The sequence below is a fragment of the Taklimakanibacter deserti genome (genome assembly GCA_003574785.1).
Genome location: QORU01000001.1, coordinates 197,416 through 216,848 on the forward strand (window position 1 = coordinate 197,416; position 19,433 = coordinate 216,848).

A 19,433-nucleotide genomic window follows, 5' to 3' on the forward strand; every position below is an offset into this window, starting at 1 on the left:
GTTCGGATTGAGGCCTGATCTATAGCTGCTTGCGGTGAGGCGTGCCAGTTGTTCCGCCAGCCGTCACCATTGCACAAGTGCAACGCAGGCAGGGCAGCGATCAACCCGACAGCGGGATATCCAGGGGATCGTCCTTGCCGCGGCGGATCACCACGATGCGCGGTTTTTCCGGCGCGGCAGCCTGTTCCGCTTCCGCCGGGGCAGGCTCGACAGCCGCTTCCAGCGTCTTCAGCGCCGGCGCGAACAGATCCTCGTCGCGCGAGAAATAGGGCATCTGGCTCTGCGCCACGACTTCGTCCTCGGCTTTCTCGGAGAAACCCGTCAGAGCCTCGTCGATATGGCTCAACAGACCCATCGCCTTGGCGATGCGCTCGCTCAGGACTTCCTGCGACCAGGAAAGGGTCTCGAGCGAGCGGGCATTCGCCTCGACGGCCTCGACATGCTCGTCATCGGCGGGTGCGGCCTTGAGGCCGCCGGCAATCACGCGCAGGCTCATCGACCGCTTGGCGATCTCGCTCGTCGTCGACTTGGCGTCGGCGGTGATGCGGTCATAGAGACCGGAATCGGCCGTGAGGTAGCCGCCGTCGGCCAGGCGGTCATTGTGGGTGGAAGCGATCTCGCAGCGGGTCTGTTTGATGGTCGACGCCAGGGCTTCGATGTCGGGCGGCGGCCTGGTGGTTGCCGCAACGTTTTCAAGCTTTTTCAGGGCATCGAGCAGCATCATCGTGTCGGCGGCACGATTGCGGCGGGCATATTCCGCCAGGAACCAGCGTCCGCGCGCCGATTCCATGACGGCACTTTCGAGCGCCTCATATTGCTCGCGTGGAAAGGTGACCGCGCCAGGATCCTGACCGGGCGAATTCATTCCAATAACTCCCACTGACGCACTCACTCACAGAACTGCAATCTACATTTGGCGCGTGCTCGGACGGAAAACCGGTATCCACTTTTCCTGATCACGCGCTGGGTGATTATTCTGGAAACTGGTTAGCGTTTGGTTTAGAGCCTCGTGCTGATTTCCCCTTGTTTCTCCCATGCAGCCCCAGGCTCTCAATTTCCGCCTCTGCTTCTTCATGGCCTTCCTGTTCCTGGGGCTGGGCGTGCAACTGCCGTTCCTGCCGCTGTGGCTGGCCGATCGCGGGCTTTCCACGGGGGAAATCGCCGCCGTGCTTTCGGGCCAGATCCTCATCCGGGCGTTTGGCGCGCCGCTCGGCACCTTCCTCGCCGACAGGCATAACCGCCCGGTTCCGCTCGTCCGGCTGCTGCCGCTGCTCTGTGCCGCGAGCTATCTCGTCTTGAGCTTCATGCAGGGTTTCGAGGCGATCTTCCTGGTCGCGGTGCTGGCGGCCGTGTTCCTTTCGCCGGTCGGGCCGATTGCGGAAAATTTCGCCATGGTGGAGAGCGCCAAGGCCGGGCTCGATTATGGGCGACAACGCCTGTGGGCTTCGGTCAGCTTCATCGTCGGCACGCTGCTCTCGGGCTTCGCGCTCGAGGTCATGGCAACGAGCACCGCCGTCCTCCTCATCGCGGTGAGCTATGCGGCGCTGGGGCTCGCGGGCTTCGTGCTGCCGGATGTGAAGCCGCAGAAAACCGCCGGACAGAAGATCGTGCATGCCCGTCCGGGCGACGTGCTGCGGCTCTTCGGCTCGCGAGTCTTCGTAATCTTCCTCATCGCCGTCAGCATCGCCCAGGCGAGCCACGCCATGCTCTATGGCTTCGGCTCGCTGCATTGGGAGCAGCTCGGCATCTCCAAGGGCATGATCGGCATACTCTGGGGCATCGGTGTCTGCGCAGAAGTCGTTTTCTTCTTCTTTTCCGGCAGGCTCATTCCCCGCTTCGCGCCGATCCTGCTCATCCTCATCGGCTGCCTCCTGGGCGTCTTGCGCTGGACGGCCACCGCCTTCGATCCGGCGCTATGGCTGCTCGCGCCGTTGCAGACGCTGCATGCCGCGACCTTCGCGCTCACCCATTTCGGGACATTGCATTTCCTCATGCAGAACGTGCCGGTCGCCTTGCGCAACTCGGCCCAGGGACTTTACACGGCCTGCTCGGCCGGCCTCTTCCTGATGCTGGCCACAGTGGCGGCAGGCCCGCTCTTCGATGCTTTCGCAGGCCGCGCCTATCTCGCCATGGCGGCGATGTCGCTCATCGCCTCAGGCCTGGCTTTCGCGGTGATGCGGCTCAGCCCCAGAGCGCCCGTGGCGGGGGATGCATCAGGCTCCCCGCAAAACTGATCCCGGGCACGCGGTCCTGCTTCAGAAGCAAAGGACCGTCGAGATCGACGAAGCTCGCATATTGGGCAAGGAGCATGGCGGGCGCCATGGCAAGCGACGTCGCCAGCATGCAGCCGACCATGATCTCAAGGCCGCTGCTGCGTGCGGCTTCCGCCAGAGCGACGGCGCCGGTCAGGCCGCCAGTCTTATCGAGCTTGATGTTGATCGCATCATATTTGCCGATGAGCGCCGCAAGGCCTTCGACATCATGGGCCGATTCATCGGCGCAGATCACGACCTTCCGGTCGATCGACTGGAGCGCCTCGTCCTCTGCGGCGGGCAGAGGCTGCTCGACGAGCTCGATCCCGGCCTTGGCGCAGGCATCGAGCATGCGCGGCAGGACCGCGCCGCTCCAGCCCTCATTGGCATCGACGATGAGGCGCGCCTTGGGAGCCGCCGCGCGAATGGCCGCGACACGCTCCTCATCGCCTTCGCGTCCGAGCTTGAGCTTGAGCAGAGGGCGGTCCGCTGCCGCCGCGGCGGCTTTCGCCATCGCGTCCGGCGTGTCGAGGCTCAACGTATAGGCGGTGATGACGGGTTTAGGCTCGGCGAGGCCCGCGAGCTGCCAGACGGGCCGGTGGGCGCGCTTTGCCTCCAGGTCCCACAAGGCGCAGTCGAGAGCGTTGCGCGCCGCCTTGGGCGCGACATGGCGGGCGATCTCCGTGCGCGCCAGGCCGCCTTCGATCGCGCCGCGGGCGGCCTCCAAGGCCTCGATGACCTGCGGCACCGTCTCGTCATAGCGGGGATAAGGCACGCATTCGCCGCGGCCGGTGACGCCATCCTCGGTGAGCGTCACGACCACGACATTGGCCTCGGTCTTGGAGCCTCGCGAGATGGTGAAGGAGCCGGCGATCGGCCAGCTCTCATGCGCGACGGTGAGCTGGCGCCTGCTCACGCGTGATAGCGCTTCTGCAAGAGGTCGATGATAGGGCCACAGCCCGTGCGGATCGGATCGACGCAGGGCAGGTTGTGTTCCTTGCCGGTGCGCTCGATGACCGCCAGCGCCTCCTTCTCGAGCAGATTCTCGGTATTGATCGCGATACCGACGCATTCGATCTTGGGATTGGTGAGACGGCCTTCGACGATGGTGCGCTCGATCACGTCCTTGATCGAGGGCAAGGGATGCTCGACGCCCCGCATCTTGCTGCGCGTCGGCTCATGGCAGACGACGAAAGCGTCGGGCTGGGCGCCGTGCAGGAGGCCCAGGGTGACGCCGGCGAAGGAGGGATGGAACAGCGAGCCCTGGCCTTCGATGACGTCCCAGTGGTCGGGGTCGTTGGCCGGGCTCAGCCATTCGGCGGCGCCGGCGATGAAATCGGCGATGACGGCATCGATGGCGACACCGCGGCCGGAGATCAGGACGCCGGTCTGGCCGGTGGCGCGGAAATCGGACTTCATGCCGCGGGCGCGCATTTCCTTGTCGAGGGCGAGCGTCGTGTATTTCTTGCCGACCGAGCAGTCGGTGCCGACAGCGAGCAGGCGCAAGCCCGGCCGCTTGGTGCCCTTGCCGGTGGCGAAGGTCATGTCCGTATAGCGCACATCATGGAGCTTGCGGCCGTTGCGGTCGGCGGCGGCGGCAATCTCCGGTATCGAGCGCAAGCGCTTGTGGAGGCCGGTCGCGACATCGAGACCGTGGTCGAGCGCCTCGACGATCCGGCTCACCCAATGGTCGGGGAGCACGCCGCCGGCATTGACGACGCCGACGACCATGGTCTTCGCCCCCTTGGTCTTGGCTTCGGCAATGGTCAGATCGGCGATGCCGCAATCGGCCTTGCAGCCTTCGAGGCGCAACTGGCCGACGCACCAGTCGGGGCGCCAATCGACGACGCCTTGCGCGGTTTTGGCCGCAAGCTGGTCTTTCACATCTCCCAGGAACAGGAGATAGGGCTTGGCAATATCCATGAATGCTTACCTGTTATTGCGGGCTGATCCGCCCAGAGGCTTGTGCCAGCAGCAGGTAGAGCTTTCCGGATTCCGATGCAAGGGAGGCATCGACCAATTGGTCGCCCTGCGGCGTTTCCGCAAAGGTGTCGAGCAGCCTCTCGAAGAGCCGCATATAGGCGTCGACCCGGCCGCGCACCACGCGCTCCGCCTTGTAGCGGCGCTCGACGATGCGGGGCAGGCGGCTTCCCCGGTGCTCCAGGAGATGGTGGGTGTAGACGTCACCTTCCCCGGCCGTGAACCGCTTCTCGAGATCGCGCGGCAATTCGGAATCGATCGCCTCGACGATATCGCGGGCGGCGCCGTTGAGCTTCCGCAGCAGCGTCTCGGCCTCGCGCGTCAAGGCATGCGAGAGCTTAGGTCTGGCCTTGGCGTCGCCATTGGCGGGCTTGGCCAGCGCCTCGCTCGGACGGCGCGGCGGCGCCTGGGATACAGGGACATCCTCGACACGGGGGCGGAGCGTTGGTGCCTTGGGCGCCGGCACGTCCTCGACACGGCGCGGTGGTACCTTCGGTGCGGGTGCGTCCTCGACACGGCGCGGCGGCGCCTTGGGCACAGGGACATCCTCGACACGGCCGCGCAATTGTGCCTTCGGCTCGTCTTCGCTCCTTACTGCTTGTCTTTTCTCGGCGCCGGAGGTCCTGGAGGGCGGAGCGTCGGACCCGGCGCCTTCTATTTTCCCGCGCCGGACCCTCTCCCCGCGGGCATGTAAATACCCGGCCCCGAGAGATCGAGGGTGCTCGACTGTCGTTTCACCACATCGGCCAAGGCATTGAGCGCCGAGATCTGGTCGGCCACCACCTGACGCATGGCATCAGCATTGGCGCGCGTCTCATCGGGAAGATCGAAGATGGCGCGCTTCAGCTCGTTGCGGGCGAATTCGATGTCTTTGACGACCTGCTGGGCGGTGACGCGCATGTCCTGCGCCGTCTGCTGGAAGCCCGTCGCCGTCTCGGCCATCATCTGGTTCATCGAGCCGATGGCGCGCTCATGCTGCTCGCGCATGACGCGGGCGGCGTTGGAGATCTGCGAGTCGGAAGAGGCCTCGAGCTTGCGGATCTCCTTCTCCAGATTGGAGGCGACCTGGGCGGTGTTCTCGGAGATGAACTTGCCGACCTCGGCGGAGCGCCGCTCGGCCGAGCTCAGCGACTCCTCGATCAGCGACATGTAGCTGCGCATCATCTCATCGACGTCATGGGCGCGCTTGCCCAGGGTATCGACGAGGCCGCCCAGCGTGTCCTCGCGGCTGGTCAGCATGCGCTCCATGTCGGTATTGAACTTGTCGAGCGATTGCTGGACGACACCCGAGACGTCCTCGAGACGCTCGGTGATGCGGCTGCCGGCGGTCTCGAGCTTGCCGGTGAGCTGCATGCTGATGCCTTCGAGCCGTTCGTCGATGTTTTCGGCCGTGCTCGTGAGCTGGTTGGCGAGGAAGGAATTGGCCGTCTCCAGATGCTTGGAGAACTTGCCGCCGGCTTCCTCGAGCTTCTTGGTCGAGACCGTGGCGGAGCGCTCGAGGTCGCGGGCAGCCCGGTCGATGTGATCGACGAGGAGCCCCGACTGCTGCTCGAACTGGCCGGAGATCTGCAAGGTCGTCTGGCCGAGGCCTTCGGAGAAGGCATCGGACGCCTTGCTGAGATTGGTGATGATGTTGGTGCTGGCACTGTCGAGCGTCTGGGCGAAGGAGAGGCTCGCCCCTTCCATGCGGCCCGATACATCGGTGGTGATCTTGTCGAGAAGATCGGTCGCGACGTCGAAACGCTCGCCCAGGTCGCGCACCGTGTTGTCGATGCGCGTGAACATGGAGTTGCCGGCGCGATCGAGGCGGTCGGCGACCTCGGCGGCGGTGAGCTCGAGCCGATCGGTCATGGTCGTGCGGGTCGAATCGAGCTGCTCGAAGATGCGCGTCGAGGTCGATTCGAGCTGCGTCGTCATCTGGGTCGAGGTTTCGCTCAACTGGTTGCCCAAGAGGCCCGAGGCGCTGTCGAGCTGCGAGAACAGCTGCGTCGAGGTGCTTTCGAGCTGGGTGGTCAGGCGATCGGAGGTCTCGATGAGCTGCGAGCCCAGGTCCTCGGAGGTGCGGTTCAACTGCGAGAAGAGCTGTGCCGCGGTGCTCTCGAGCTGCGAGGTCAGGCGGCCCGAGGTCTCGTCGAGCTGCGAGGTGAGGAGCGTCGAGGTGTCGTGCAGGTCCTTGGCGAGATCGCCCGCGACCCTGCCGACGCTCGAGGTGACGAGCGTCGCCGTGCCGCTGATCTGATCGGTGATACGGTTCGTCGTTTCCTCGAGCTGGGTGGTGAGCTGGCCCGAGGTGTTCTCGAGACGGCCGAAGAGCTGCTGGGTGGTCTCCTCGAGCTGGTCGGTGAGAGAGCTTGAAGACCGTTCCAGCCGGCCGAACAGCTGAAGCGTGGTCTCCTCGAGCCTGCCCGTCATCTGCGAAGAGGCGTTCTCCAGGAGATTGAAGACGTCGTCGCGGGCCCGGTTGACGTTCTGGATGAAGTCGCCCGAGGTGCCGATGAGCTTCTCGGTGACGATGCCGCCCACGCCTTCGATGTTCTGGGAGACGGCGAGGCCCGATTCCTGCATCTGCTGGGTGACGATCTCGGAGGTCTCGCGGATATGGGCGGTGATCGCCTGGCTGGTCGAGCCGACGAGCTCGGTGACCGCGGAGCCGGTCGTCTGCAGCTCCGAAGTGATACCGGAGGCGGTGTCGCGCAAGCGCGCATAGACTCCATTGGTCGTCTCGTCGATCTTGCCGGTGATGGCGGTCGCGGTGGCGCCCATATGGCCGAAGAGCCGCTCGGCCGCTTCCTCGATGCGGTTCTCCATCTGCTGCGATGAGTCGCCGATGACGTTCGCCAGGCGGTTGGCGGACTCGTCGAGCTTCGAGGTGACGAGGGAGGTCTGATCGCCGAGCACGTTGAAGAAGCGGGTCGTGGTGTCCTCGACCTTGCCGGTGATCTCGCTGCCCGCGACATTGAGCTGGTCGAGGATGCCCGACGCCACCTGGTCCATGCTGGCGACGAGCTGCGAGCTCGTGACATTGAGCTGGCCGACGACGCGGCCCGAGGTCTCGTCGACCCGGCTAATCAGCTTGTCGCTGGCATTGGCGATGGTCGAGGCGGCGAGGTCGGTCGAGGCGCTGAGGCGCTCGACCAGCGCGTGGCTGTTCTCCTCGATGCCGACATGGATGTGCTGCGCCGTCTCGTCGAGCTTGGCGAACAGGCGGCTGGTCGAATCGTCCATGCGTCCGGCGATGTGAAGGCCGGCCTCGTCGACATAGGAGGTGAGCCCGGTGCGCACCCGCTCGAAGTGCTCGACATAGTTCTTGATCGTGGAGTCGAGGCTCTCGGTCATGCTGATGCGGCCCGCTTCCATCGTGCGCGAGGCCTCGTCGAGCTTGCTGAGGAGGGCGCCGGTGGAATCGTCAATGCGTCCGACGATCTCGCCGCCCGCCTGATCGACATAGGTGGAAAGATCGATCCTGGCGCGGTCGACCTGGTCGACATAGTTCTTGATGATGCTTTCGAGCCCGTCGGTCATGCCGGCGCGGCTGGTCTCGACCAGCCGGATCAATTCGGCGCTCGAGCTGCTGATGGCGTTGGCCGCCGCCGCTGTCGACGTCGTCAGGCGGTCGACCAGGACGTTGCTGTTCTCCTCGATGCCGACATGGATGGCGTGCGCCGTCTCGTCGAGCTTGTTGAACAAGCGGCCAGTCGAGTCGTCGACGCGCCCGGCGATCTCGCCGCCGGCCTGGTCGACATAGGTGGCAAGATCGATCCTGGCGCGGTCGACCTGGTCGACATAATTCTTGATGATGCTTTCGAGCCCGTCGGTCATGCCCGAACGGCTGGTCTCGACCAGTCTGATCAATTCGCCGCTCGAGGCGCCGATGGCATTGGCGGCGGCGGCGGTCGAAGTGCTCAGCCGCTCGACCAGGACATTGCTGTTCTCCTCGATGCCGATATGGATGGCGCGGGCCGCTTCGTCGAGCTTGCTGAACAGCCGGTTGGTCGAGTCGTCGACGCGCCCGGCGATCTCGGTGCCGGCCTGGTCGACATAGACGGCGAGGCCATTGCGGGCGCGGTCGACCTGCTCGACATAGTTCTTGATGATGTCTTCGAGCCCGTCGGTCATGCCGGTGCGGCTGGTCTCGACCAGATTGACGAGCTTGGCGCTCGACTGGCTGATGGCGTTGGCGGCAGCGGCGGTGGAAGCGGTGAGCCGCTCGACCATCACATTGCTGTTCTCTTCGATGCCGACATGGATGGTGCGGGCCGCCTCATCGAGCTTGTTGAACAGGCGTCCGGTCGAGTCATCGACGCGGCCGGCGATCTCGTTGCCGGCCTGCTCGACATAGGCCGCCAGGCTGTTGCGGGCATTGTCGACCTGCTCGACATAGTTCTTGATGATGCCTTCGAGCCCGTCGGTCATGCCTGCGTGGCTGGTGTCGACCAGCTTCACGAGCTGGGCGCTCGACTGGCTGATGGCATTGGCGGCGGCCGAGGTGGAGGCGTTCAGCCGCTCGACCATCACATTGCTGTTCTCTTCGATGCCGATATGGATGGCGCGGGCGGCTTCATCGAGCTTGGTGAACAGGCGTCCGGTCGAATCATCGACGCGGCCGGCGATCTCGTTGCCGGCAAGCTCGACATAGGCGGCGAGACCGTTGCGGGCATTGTCGACCTGCTCGACGTAGTTCTTGATGATGCCTTCGAGGCCGTCGGTCATGCCGGCGCGGCTGGTCTCGACCAGCTTCACGAGCTGGGCGCTCGACTGGCTGATGGCGTTGGCGGCGGCCGAGGTGGAGGCGTTCAGCCGCTCGACCATCACATTGCTGTTCTCCTCGATGCCGACATGGATGGTGCGGGCGGCTTCGTCGAGCTTGTTGAACAGGCGCCCGGTCGAGTCATCGACGCGGCTGGCGATCTCGTTGCCGGCCAGCTCGACATAAGCCGCCAAGCTGTTGCGGGCATTGTCGACCTGGTCGACATAGTTCTTTATGATGCCCTCGAGGCCGTCGGTCATGCCGGAACGGCTGGTCTCGACCAGCTTCACGAGCTGGGCGCTGGACTGGCTGATGGTGGCCGCTGCCGAGGCGGTCGAGGCGGTGAGCCGCTCGACCATCACATTGCTGTTCTCCTCGATGCCGACATGGATGGTGCGGGCGGCTTCGTCGAGCTTGGTGAACAGGCGTCCGGTCGAGTCATCGACGCGGCTGGCGATCTCGTTACCGGCCTGCTCGACATAGGCCGAGAGACTATTGCGGGCATTGTCGACCTGGTCGACATAGTTCTTGATGATGCCTTCGAGCCCGTCGGTCATGCCGGAACGGCTGGTCTCGACCAGCTTCACGAGCTGGGCGCTCGACTGGCTGATGGTCGCCGCCGCCGAGGCGGTCGAGGCGGTGAGCCGCTCGACCATCACATTGCTGTTCTCCTCGATGCCGACATGGATGGTGCGGGCGGCTTCGTCGAGCTTGGTGAACAAGCGCCCGGTCGAGTCATCGACGCGGCTGGCGATCTCGTTGCCGGCCTGCTCGACATAGGCCGAGAGGCTGTTGCGGGCATTGTCGACTTGGTCGACATAGTTCTTGATGATGCCTTCGAGCCCGTCGGTCATGCCGGTGCGGCTGGTCTCTACCAGGTTGATGAGCCTGGCGCTCGATGCGCTGATGGCGGAGGCGGCGGAATCGGTCGAGGAGGTGAGGCGCTCGACGAGCGTGTTGCCGTTCTCCTCGATGCCGACATGGATGCTGCGCGCCGCTTCGTCGAGCTTGGTGAAGAGGCGGTTGGTCGATTCATCCACCCGGCCGGAAATCTGCGTGCCGGCCTGCTCGACGAAGGTCGTCAGCTCGTTGCGCGCCCGGTCGACCTGGTCGACATAGTTCTTGACGACACCCTCCAGCCCGTCGGTCATGCCGGAACGACTGGTCTCGATCTGCTGGGAGACGACGATGCCGGACTTCTCGATCTGCTCGGCGACTTCCTGCGACGTCGCCTTCAGATGATAGACGATGTTGCCGCTGGCCGACTGCAGCAGCTCGGTGAGCTGCGTGCTGGTGGTACGGATCTGGTCACTCGACTGGGCGGTCGCCTGGTCGATGGTCTGGGCGATCTGGCCGTTGATGGCGCCGAGCTCATCGATGCTCGAGCGCAACAGCTGCACGACATTCGATTCCATGCCCTGGATGCGCATGCCGAAATTGCTCGATTCGGCATTGAGCGATCCCGTCGCATTGGCGAGGATGCCGATCTGCTCGGAGAGATGCTCGGAGAATTTGCGCAGCTCGGTGACGAAGATCGAGGATGAGCGCTCCATATGAGCGGCTTGGCCTGAGATCTCGGAGCCCGCGACGGAAGCGCGCGAGGACACTTCATCGATGGTGCGGGCGAGCTCGACGGTCGTCGTCTTCAGACCATGCTCCAGATGCTGGATCGTCGACTGGGCGCTGGCGATGATCGAATCCAGATTCTGGGTGTTGGATTCAAGGCGCGCCAGGACCGGATTGGTCTCGCTGCCGATCACCACGCCCGCCTGCTGCAAGGCGGCGCGCTGGTTCTCGAGGCCGGCGATCAAGGTGCGGATGCGCTCTTCATTACCGCCGAAGGCGCGCTCGATGGCGGAGATTTCCTTGTGCACCATGCCTTCCAGCTCGGAGGCGCGCTGCACCGCATGCTCGACGCCGCCGACCAGGATGTCGACTTCGGAGCGCACCGCCTGGGCAATGGAGGCCAGCCCGTCGGCGGCGATGTCCTGCGGCCTGACGAGGCGCATCGCGGTCTGCACCAGGACTTCAGAAACCTGGCGTAACTGTGCGGCCTTCCAGACAAACCAAGCGGCCGTCCAGATCAGCGCCAGAGGCAGCACCAGGGTCGCGAGCGCGATCATGGTCTGCGGCATGGCCTGAGGCGTGAAGGGGTTTGGCTTGTCGAGAACCGCCGGACTGAAGCTCCAGAACCACAGGAAGACCCAGAGCAGCGACAGCAGGAAAGCGAAATAATAGGGGGCGAAGGAGGGCCTGCGGCGCAGGCTCGCGGTCATGGCCGCCGAGACGGGCTCGTTCTCATTGGCGGGGCGTCCCCGCAAGGGCGTCTCGCGCGTCGTTCCCACGTCGGCATCACGCCGGTTGGAGTCGCCACGACCTTGCTGGCGCCGCTGCGGACGCCGAGGCTCATTCGGATTGTTCACCATGTCTGTACCCGCACAACTACCCTGTTCACCGACGGCTTTTTTATCCGCCCGACCCCAGTCCCACCCGGTTGGCCGTCCCCAAACTACGCTTCGTGATCCCAACCGCGTGCATGGGCGTCGGACGTCACCAAGCTTGGCGGCCTAGTGGTCCGTTTAGAAGCTTGCATGATAACCCATTGGGAGTCCCGCTTAAACTCATCTTAACCTTGTCAGTCCGGCTAAATAAAGTTTTGGTTAAAATTATGGTTCGCTTTGAATCAAAATCGAAAATCCTATGTTAAGCGGACTTCTTTACGTAAACAGGCTGAGCGACAGGGCCATTCGAAGCAACAAGGGGCATGAAATTGTCCGGGCGGCAGGCGACAGGTGCACAAGGGGGCCAGGGCGGCGAGGCCGATCCGGCCATCTTCGACCGGCAGCATTTGCATCAGTATACGAATGGAGAGCCAGCCCTCGAGCGCGAGCTCGTCACTTTGTTTCTTGGGCACTTCGCGCCGGTGCGGACGCAGTTGGAGACGGCGGCTTCCGCCCATGACTGGAAATTCGCCGCCCACAGCCTCAAGGGGTCGGCCCGCTCGATCGGGGCGCCGCAGATCGCAAGCCTCGCGGAACAGCTCGAAACCATGGGTTTCGTCGCGCCCGAGGCCAGCAAGAAAAGGGCCCTCGACGCCCTCGACGTGGCCATGGCGGCCTTCGCCGATGAGGCAAAAAGGACTGTCGAATAAAGGTGTTGGCGCATTTTCTTGATAGCAAGGTTGAGCGAGACCCGGCCTTCCCTCGGGCCTAGCGCCCCGTGCATGGCTGCGGCGATAGGCCCATTCCTTGTGTTCGCGGCTGCGATATCTTAAAGAGGCCGCGGCATTCGAGCCTTCCGGCCGGATTGCCGCAATCCAACCGGAAGGCCCGACACCTATCTCCTAAGCGCGCTCTTGTCACCAAAGTCGAACAACTTGGGCGGGGAGCATCCTAATACCCGACCAAAAGGCCCGGAATGGCGAAGATCACCTTCATTCAGCATAATGGCACCGAACAGACCGTCGAAGGGCAGACGGGAATGACGGTCATGGAGACCGCGGTCAAGAACATGGTCCCGGGGATCGATGCCGATTGCGGGGGCGCCTGCGCCTGCGCCACCTGCCATGTCTATGTCGAGCCGGACTGGCTCGAGAAGACGGGTGCGCGCAACCCCATGGAAGAGGACATGCTCGACTTCGCCTTCGATGTGCGCGAGGAGAGCCGGCTGTCCTGTCAGATCAAAGTCTCGGATGCGCTCGACGGGCTCAGGGTCCGCGTGCCCGAAAAACAGTTCTAGCACTATTTGGAGTTGGATATGAGCGAAGAGGTGATTTCCACCGATGCCGTGATCGTGGGTGCCGGTCCCTGCGGTCTGTTCGCGGTCTTCGAGCTGGGACTTCTCGACATCAAATGCCATGTGGTCGACATCCTCGACCGCCCCGGCGGACAATGCGCCGAACTCTATCCGGAAAAGCCGATCTATGACATTCCCGCACTGCCGATCGTCACCGGTGCCGAGCTCACGCATCGCCTCCTCGACCAGGCGAAGCCCTTCAAGCCCGAATACCACTTCAACCAGATGGTCACCGAGCTCAAGAAGCTCGCAGACGGCCGTTTCGAGCTCAAGACCGATGGCGGTCTCGTCTTCCACGCCAAAGTGGTGGTGATCGCGGCAGGCGGCGGCTCGTTCCAGCCGAAGAAACCGCCGATCCCGGGCATCGAGGCCTACGAGAACACGTCGGTCTTCTATTCGGTCAAGAAGATGGAGGCGCTGCGCGGGCGCGACATCCTCATCGTCGGCGGCGGCGATTCAGCCCTCGACTGGACGCTCAACCTGCAGCCTCTGGCGAAGCGCCTGACGCTCCTGCATCGGCGCGACGATTTCCGCGCCGCACCCGACAGCGTGAAGAAGATGCGCGAATTGGTGGCGGCCGAAAAGATGCAGTTCAAGCTCGGCCAGGTGACCGGGCTCACCGGTGCTAATGGCGTCCTCGCCTCGGCCCAGGTCAAGGGGGCCGAAGGCACATTCGACATCACCGCCAATGCGATGCTGCCCTTCTTCGGCCTCACCATGAAGCTGGGGCCGGTCGCCGAATGGGGCCTCAACCTGCATGAGAACCTGATCCCCGTCGACACCGCCAAGTTCGAGACCTCGACGCCCGGCATCTTCGCCATCGGCGACATCAACTCCTATCCGGGCAAGCTCAAGCTCATTTTGTCGGGCTTCCATGAAGCGGCCCTCATGGCGCAAGAGGCCTTCCACCACATCCATCCGGGCGAGCGGCTCTTGTTCCAGTACACGACCTCGAGCTCGAGCCTGCAGAAGAAGCTGGGTGTCGCGTAAGGCTATTCACCGGCGCGGCTGATGTTGCGGGTCTTGCGGCGGCGCAGCAGCGCCAGCTCCTCCTTGCGGTTGGGGCGGCCCAGCATCTTGCGGAAGACATCGCGCTGCTCATGGACGGAAGCGATGGCGAGCCCCATGGCCAGCCCTGCGCCGACCAGGACGGATTCGCCCAGCTGCAAAGACGCCTCGATCGTCTCGGGGACCGCTTCGGTGACGCCGAGCTCATAGAGCTTGACGGCATGGCGATCATCGCGGGCGCGCGCGATGATCTTGAGATCGGCGCGCTCGGCCCGCGCCGCGAGGATGACGTCCTCGACCTTCTTCGGCTGGTCCATGGTGACGGCGATGACCTGGACATGCTCGATATTGCAGGCGCGCAGGAACTCCGCGCGCGAGGCATCGCCATAATAGATGGGCTTGCCCGCCTTGCGCTCATGGGCGACCACCTGGGGATCGGTGTCGACGGCGATATAGGAGATGTCGTGCTCCTCGAGCATCTTGCCAATGAGGCGGCCGACCCGGCCGAAGCCCGCAATGACGACGCGCGCCTCGCTGTCGCCGGGCGGCAATTCCATCGGCATCTCGGCCGCGGCGCTCAGGATCTTCCGCGACAGCGGCCGGCCCACATAATCGAGCAAGGGTATGGAGGCCATGCTGAGCGACACGATGACCAGGAGCGCATCGCTCATGATCGCGGTGACGACCCCGGCCGAGACCGCCGCCGCCATGGCGACAAAGGCGAATTCACCGCCCGGCCCGAGCAGGAGCGCCGTCTCGAAGCGGGCCTGGCGCTCGATCGGGAAGAACTGGGCGATGAGCCAGAACAGGAGGGCCTTGATGGCGATGAGGGCTGCGGCTGCAGGGATGAAGATCTCGGGGTAGGAGGCGATCTGGCTCAGATCTATGCCCATGCCGACGAGCAGGAAGAAGGCGCCGAGCAAGAGGCCCTTGAACGGCTCGAGGATGGCCTCGACCTCGCGCCGGAACTCGGTTTCGGCCAGGAGCAGACCGGCGAGAAAGGCGCCGAGCGCCATGGACATGCCGGCAAGGCTCGCGGCATAACCGGCCCCCACGGCGATCAAGAGCGTCGTGGCCATGAACAGGTCGCCGCTCCTCGTCTGGGCCACCAGGCGCAGCAATGGGCGCAGCAGGAACCGGCCGATCACCACGATGAGCGCGATAGCGATGAGCGCCTGGGCGATGGCGGTGAGAATGCCGGCAAAGGAAAGGCCGGCCTCATTGGCGCCGAGCACATTGACGAGCAGCAGGATCGGGATGACCGCCAGGTCCTGGAACAGCAGCACCGCAAAGCTGGCGCGTCCGGTCTGGGTGCCGAGGCGCTTGGCGTCGGAGAGGAGCTGCACCACGATCGCGGTCGAGGAAAGAGACAAGGCCGATCCCACGATCAGCGCCTCGGCCGGCGCCAGGCCCAGCCACAGGCCGATCGAGGTGAGGACGATGGTGGTGACGAGCATCTGCAGGCCGCCCAGGCCGAAGACCAGGCGGCGCATAGTGATCAGGCGCTCGAAGGATAATTCGATGCCGATCAGGAACAGCAGGAAGACGACGCCGAGCTCGGCGAGCCGCGACAATTCCTCCGATTCCGTGAAGACGAAATTGGCGAGCCAGGGCCAGGTCTCGGCGAGCTTTCCCAGCATATTGGGGCCGATGAGGGCGCCGACGATGAGGAAGCCCAGGATCGAGCTCAGGCCCAGCTTGCGGAAGATGGGAATGACGACGCCCGCCGTGCCGAGGAAGATCAGGGCTTCCTTATAGGCGCTCGGATCGACGGGGGACGACATGTTCTTGCCTGTTGCTCACCGGCTTGAGTGTGTGCGAAGCCTCGCTGCTTGCAAAGCAGAATCGAGGGAGACCCATGAATTCTCACCACGCCACACCCGCCGGCAAGACGCGCGCCCGGGCGCTTGGGCTGCCCTTTTCCGGAGATCCCGGTGAGAACAATGCCATCACCGATGTCGCCGGCGTCGAGGTCGGGACGACGACGCTGATCTCGGGCGAAGGCAAGCTCATCGTCGGGCAGGGGCCGGTGCGCACCGGCGTCACCGCGCTTTTGCCGCGCGGACGAAAGAAGGCCCAGATACCCTGCGCCGCCGGATCCTATTCGCTCAACGGCAATGGCGAGATGACCGGCACGATCTGGATCGAGGAGTCGGGCGAATTGCAGACCCCGATCACCATCACCAACACCCATTCCTGCGGCGTCGCGCGCGATGCCACGATCGAATGGCTGGTGCGCCATGGCGGCGGCAATGTGCAGGACTGGGGACTGCCGGTCGCGGCCGAGACCTTCGATGGCGACCTCAACGATATCAACGGCTTCCATGTGAAGGCTGAGCATGTGATTCAAGCCCTGGAAGGCGCGCGCGGCGGCCCGGTCGAAGAGGGCAGCGTCGGCGGCGGCACCGGCATGGTGTGCTACGACTTCAAGGGCGGCAACGGCACGGCATCGCGGGTCGTCAAGATCGGCGGACGCCGCTACACGCTGGGCGCTCTCGTCCAGTCGAATTTCGGGCAACGGCCCGAATGCACGATCCTCGGCGTGCCGGTCGGCCTTCATCTCAAGGGCGATGAGCTGCGGGGTAGCCCTGCGGGCTCCATCATCGTCATCATCGCGACCGATGCGCCGCTCGAAGCGCATCAGCTGAAGCGCATCGCCCGGCGCGTGCCCTTGGGTCTGGCACGGACCGGCGGCATCGGCCACAACAGTTCGGGCGACATCTTCCTTGCCTTCTCGACCGCCAATGAAGAAGCCTTCGCTGCAAAGCGCGGCGAATTGCGCCGCATGGAGGCGATCGGCACCCAGGACATCGATCCGCTCTTCGTCGCGACGATTGAGGCGACGGAGGAAGCGATCATCGACAGCATGATCGCCAACCAGACGATGGTCGGGCGCGACGGCAATCGCTGCGTGGCGCTGCCGCATGACCGGCTGATCGACGTGATGAAGAAGTATGGAAGGATGTGATCCCCTCTCCCCTTTGGGGGCCAGGGTAATGGTTTACTTCTTCGGCTCGACATGGCCGCCGAATTCGAAGCGCATGGCGGAGAGCAGTTTTTCCGCGAATGTGTGATCGCGGCGCGAGCGGAAGCGGGTGTAGAGCGCCGTCGAGAGCACATCCGCCGGCACGGCTTCCTCGATCGCCGCCTCGACCGTCCAGCGGCCTTCGCCTGAATCGGAGACCGAGCCGGTGAAGCTCTTGAGATCGCCGTCGCGGGTGAGCGCAATGGCGCAGAGATCGAGCAGCCAGGACGAAACCACGCTGCCGCGCCGCCACACCTCGGCGATATCCGCCATGTCGAGCGTGAAGCGCTCATCCTCGGGCAGGTCGCTGCTCGACTTGTTGCGCAGGATATCGAAGCCCTCGGCATAGGCCTGCATGAGCCCATATTCGATGCCGTTGTGGATCATCTTGACGAAATGACCCGAGCCTGCGGGGCCGCAGTGAATATAGCCATGCTCGGCACGGGGATCGCGTCGGTCGCGGCCAGGCGTGCGCTCGATCTTGCCGATGCCGGGGGCGAGGCAGGCAAAGATTGGATCGAGATGGGTGACGATCGCCTGGTCGCCGCCGATCATCAGGCAATAGCCGCGCTCGAGACCCCAGACGCCGCCGGACGTGCCGACATCGACATAGTGGATGCCTTTGGGCCGCAAGGCCTTGGCGCGGCGGATGTCGTCCTTGTAGAAGCTGTTGCCGCCGTCGATGAGGATGTCGCCTTCGCGCATCAGGCCTGCGACCTCGGTCAGGACCGTCTCGGTAATCTTGCCGGCCGGCAGCATCAGCCAGACGGCACGAGGCGACGAGAGCTTCTGCAGCATGTCGGCCGCGTCCTTGGCCGGCGTGGCGCCTGCCTTCTCGACGTCCTTCACCGCATCCTGATTGCGGTCGAGCACAACGCATTTGTGTCCTTCCCGCATGAGGCGGCGGGCGATGTTGGCGCCCATGCGTCCGAGACCGATAATACCGATATCCATGTTCTGCTCCCTCTCGATTTCAGATGTCATGCTACGACATTGGATGACGACAAGATGTCAAGGGCATGGGCGATCTGATCATCGGTGATGATGTGATCGCTGCCCGGATAGAAACGCATGGTCACGATGGCGCCGTGGGCCTTCAGATGCTCGGCGGTTTCGATCACACGCTCGGCCGGAATGAAAGGATCCTTCTCGCTGCAGCCGATGAAGACGGGCGTGCCTTCGAACCGCCCGCGTTCCTCCCGGTGCATCGGATCGGGGCCGATGAGGCCGCCGGTGAAGCCGAGGACGCCGGCATAGCGGCGCGGATGGCGCGCGGCATATTCGAGAACGAGGCAGGCGCCTTGCGAGAAGCCGGCGAGCACGATGTCCTCGCCGACATCGAAGCCGAGCTCGTTCACGGCGCGCAAGATGGCGCCGAGCCGGTCGAGCGACTGGATGAGAAAGGGCTCGTTGGCGGCAATGGGGCCCATGAATAGCCCGGGATACCAGCTTCTGGTTTCGGCACTGGGGGCGAGAAAACACACGCCCGGTGAGGCCAGCCGGTCGGCCAGCGGCAGGATGACCTCGGCCGAGGCGTGGCGCCCATGAATGAGGAGCACCACCTTGGATGCCTTGGCCAAGGGCGTGCCGGCAACGAGGAGATCATGCGTTGCGATGAGGCGGCGCGCCTTGGTTGCGGAAATGCGGGATTTCATTGCAGAGGCTTCAATCCGGCTTCGATGCTGGCGCGGCGGCCTTCGAGGAAGGGCGGCAATGACAGGCGCTGGCCCAGGCTCTCCAAAGGCTCGTCGACGGCAAAGCCTGGCCCGTCGGTCGCGATCTCGAACAATATGCCATTGGGCTCGCGGAAATAGAGCGAGCGGAAATAATAGCGCTCGACCTCGCCGCTCGAGGGAAGCTTGAAGCTGGCCAGCCTCTCGGTCCAGTGATGGAGCATCTCGACGCTCGGCGTGCGGAAGGCGACGTGATGGACGCCGCCGGCACCTTGGCCAGCGATCGGGAGATGCGGCTCGACCGCCACATGAAGCTCGGCGGCCGGGCCGCCATCGCCCATGGCGAAGACATGAAGCGACGTCTTGCCATTGGGCAAGGGGTGCGTACGTGCTTCCTTCATATTGAGGACTTGCGTGAGCACGGCGGCGGTCGGCTTCACATCCGGCACCGAGAGCGTGATCGGGCCGAGGCCGCGGATCTGGTGGGCCGTGGGAACCGGACTTCCGTCCCAGGGATGGCTCTGGCCGGCGCCCTTGTCGTCGACAAGCCGCAGGCGCTGGCCTTCCGGATCCTCGAAATCGAGCGATACGTAGCCGGCCAGTTCGGCGATCTCGCCCGTCTTCGCCTTGGCGGCGATGAGACGGTCGCGCCACCAGGCGAGACTTGCTTCGCTTCCGACCCGGAGCGCCGTGCGCGAGATCGCGTGCATGCCGCGCCTCTCGCGCCCGACCGGCCAATCGAAAAAGGTGACGTCGCTGCCGGGGCTCGCTTTGCCGTCGGCATAGAACAGGTGATAGGCGCTGGTATCGTCCTGATTGACGGTCTTCTTGACGAGCCTCAGCCCCAGCACCCCGGTGTAGAAAGCGAGATTGCCCGGGGCGTCGGCGGTGATGGCGGTCAGATGATGGATGCCGCGCAGCAGTTCAGCCATGCCGATCTCCTTTTTGTTCTT

Annotated in this window: 14 protein-coding genes; 5 read left to right on the forward strand and 9 right to left on the reverse strand. The window is 64.3% G+C overall.

Annotation, left to right across the window (positions count from 1 at the left end):
* Positions 1-100: 100 nt before the first annotated feature.
* Positions 101-865: a hypothetical protein gene (locus DS839_RS00905; RefSeq protein ID WP_119268396.1), complete on the reverse strand. Its 765-nt coding sequence runs from the start codon at positions 863-865 to the stop codon at positions 101-103.
* Positions 866-1,034: 169 nt separating this feature from the next.
* Between DS839_RS00905 and DS839_RS00910 the strand changes: the two genes are divergently transcribed.
* On the forward strand, positions 1,035-2,234 hold the full coding sequence (locus tag DS839_RS00910; protein ID WP_119268397.1) for an MFS transporter: 1,200 nt from the start codon (positions 1,035-1,037) through the stop codon (positions 2,232-2,234).
* On the opposite strand, the gene dgcA is transcribed toward DS839_RS00910, so the two are convergent.
* The 4 genes from dgcA to DS839_RS00930 form a co-directional block, all read right to left on the reverse strand.
* Positions 2,182-3,168: an N-acetyl-D-Glu racemase DgcA gene (dgcA, locus tag DS839_RS00915; protein ID WP_119268398.1), complete on the reverse strand. Its 987-nt coding sequence runs from the start codon at positions 3,166-3,168 to the stop codon at positions 2,182-2,184. The two genes, DS839_RS00910 and dgcA, sit on opposite strands and share 53 nt — an antisense overlap.
* Positions 3,165-4,175, reverse strand: coding sequence for an N-acetyltransferase DgcN (gene dgcN / locus DS839_RS00920; RefSeq protein WP_119268399.1), 1,011 nt, complete (start codon positions 4,173-4,175; stop codon positions 3,165-3,167). Before dgcN ends, dgcA begins: the two co-directional genes overlap by 4 nt.
* Positions 4,176-4,188: 13 nt before the next feature.
* A complete protein-coding gene (locus tag DS839_RS00925) occupies positions 4,189-4,770 on the reverse strand; it encodes a hypothetical protein (protein ID WP_162918209.1) in 582 nt (193 codons plus the stop codon).
* A 116-nt stretch (positions 4,771-4,886) separates the two neighbouring features.
* On the reverse strand, positions 4,887-11,405 hold the full coding sequence (locus DS839_RS00930; RefSeq protein ID WP_119268401.1) for an apolipoprotein A-IV repeat region-like domain-containing protein: 6,519 nt from the start codon (positions 11,403-11,405) through the stop codon (positions 4,887-4,889).
* A gap of 338 nt (positions 11,406-11,743) precedes the next feature.
* On the opposite strand from DS839_RS00930, the gene DS839_RS00935 reads away from it, so the two are divergent.
* From DS839_RS00935 to DS839_RS00945, 3 genes are all read left to right on the forward strand, one after another.
* Positions 11,744-12,130: an Hpt domain-containing protein gene (locus DS839_RS00935; RefSeq protein WP_119268402.1), complete on the forward strand. Its 387-nt coding sequence runs from the start codon at positions 11,744-11,746 to the stop codon at positions 12,128-12,130.
* A gap of 266 nt (positions 12,131-12,396) precedes the next feature.
* A complete protein-coding gene (locus DS839_RS00940; protein WP_119268403.1) occupies positions 12,397-12,717 on the forward strand; it encodes a 2Fe-2S iron-sulfur cluster-binding protein in 321 nt (106 codons plus the stop codon).
* 18 nt (positions 12,718-12,735) lie between these two features.
* On the forward strand, positions 12,736-13,764 hold the full coding sequence (locus DS839_RS00945) for an NAD(P)/FAD-dependent oxidoreductase (protein ID WP_119268404.1): 1,029 nt from the start codon (positions 12,736-12,738) through the stop codon (positions 13,762-13,764).
* A gap of 2 nt (positions 13,765-13,766) precedes the next feature.
* On the opposite strand, the gene DS839_RS00950 is transcribed toward DS839_RS00945, so the two are convergent.
* On the reverse strand, positions 13,767-15,566 hold the full coding sequence (locus DS839_RS00950; protein WP_119268405.1) for a cation:proton antiporter domain-containing protein: 1,800 nt from the start codon (positions 15,564-15,566) through the stop codon (positions 13,767-13,769).
* Between the two features lie 74 nt (positions 15,567-15,640).
* On the opposite strand from DS839_RS00950, the gene DS839_RS00955 reads away from it, so the two are divergent.
* On the forward strand, positions 15,641-16,750 hold the full coding sequence (locus tag DS839_RS00955) for a DmpA family aminopeptidase (protein WP_119268406.1): 1,110 nt from the start codon (positions 15,641-15,643) through the stop codon (positions 16,748-16,750).
* Positions 16,751-16,783: 33 nt separating this feature from the next.
* On the opposite strand, the gene gnd is transcribed toward DS839_RS00955, so the two are convergent.
* From gnd to DS839_RS00970, 3 genes are read right to left on the reverse strand one after another with little or no spacing between them, the layout of a single operon-like run.
* Complete coding sequence (gene gnd, locus DS839_RS00960; protein WP_119268407.1) at positions 16,784-17,761, reverse strand: phosphogluconate dehydrogenase (NAD(+)-dependent, decarboxylating); 978 nt, start codon at positions 17,759-17,761, stop codon at positions 16,784-16,786.
* 26 nt (positions 17,762-17,787) lie between these two features.
* Positions 17,788-18,462 carry an alpha/beta hydrolase gene (locus DS839_RS00965; RefSeq protein WP_119268408.1) on the reverse strand — a complete coding sequence of 225 codons (675 nt, stop codon included), beginning with the start codon at positions 18,460-18,462 and terminating at the stop codon, positions 17,788-17,790.
* Positions 18,459-19,412, reverse strand: a complete 954-nt coding sequence (locus DS839_RS00970) for a ring-cleaving dioxygenase (protein WP_119268409.1) — start codon at positions 19,410-19,412, stop codon at positions 18,459-18,461. The genes DS839_RS00965 and DS839_RS00970 overlap by 4 nt, the downstream gene beginning before the upstream one ends.
* Positions 19,413-19,433 lie beyond the last annotated feature (21 nt).

Bases quoted from the DNA above. Each gene is read 5' to 3' on its own strand.
- DS839_RS00970 (WP_119268409.1), bottom strand. From the start codon at position 19,412: ATGGCTGAACTGCTGCGCGGCATCCATCATCTGACCGCCATCACCGCC.
- DS839_RS00905 (WP_119268396.1), bottom strand. From the start codon at position 865: ATGAATTCGCCCGGTCAGGATCCTGGCGCGGTCACCTTTCCACGCGAG.
- DS839_RS00950 (WP_119268405.1), bottom strand. From the start codon at position 15,566: ATGTCGTCCCCCGTCGATCCGAGCGCCTATAAGGAAGCCCTGATCTTC.
- gnd (WP_119268407.1), bottom strand. From the start codon at position 17,761: ATGGATATCGGTATTATCGGTCTCGGACGCATGGGCGCCAACATCGCC.
- DS839_RS00965 (WP_119268408.1), bottom strand. From the start codon at position 18,462: ATGAAATCCCGCATTTCCGCAACCAAGGCGCGCCGCCTCATCGCAACG.
- DS839_RS00955 (WP_119268406.1), top strand. From the start codon at position 15,641: ATGAATTCTCACCACGCCACACCCGCCGGCAAGACGCGCGCCCGGGCG.
- DS839_RS00940 (WP_119268403.1), top strand. From the start codon at position 12,397: ATGGCGAAGATCACCTTCATTCAGCATAATGGCACCGAACAGACCGTC.
- dgcN (WP_119268399.1), bottom strand. From the start codon at position 4,175: ATGGATATTGCCAAGCCCTATCTCCTGTTCCTGGGAGATGTGAAAGAC.
- DS839_RS00930 (WP_119268401.1), bottom strand. From the start codon at position 11,405: ATGGTGAACAATCCGAATGAGCCTCGGCGTCCGCAGCGGCGCCAGCAA.
- DS839_RS00935 (WP_119268402.1), top strand. From the start codon at position 11,744: ATGAAATTGTCCGGGCGGCAGGCGACAGGTGCACAAGGGGGCCAGGGC.
- DS839_RS00910 (WP_119268397.1), top strand. From the start codon at position 1,035: ATGCAGCCCCAGGCTCTCAATTTCCGCCTCTGCTTCTTCATGGCCTTC.
- DS839_RS00945 (WP_119268404.1), top strand. From the start codon at position 12,736: ATGAGCGAAGAGGTGATTTCCACCGATGCCGTGATCGTGGGTGCCGGT.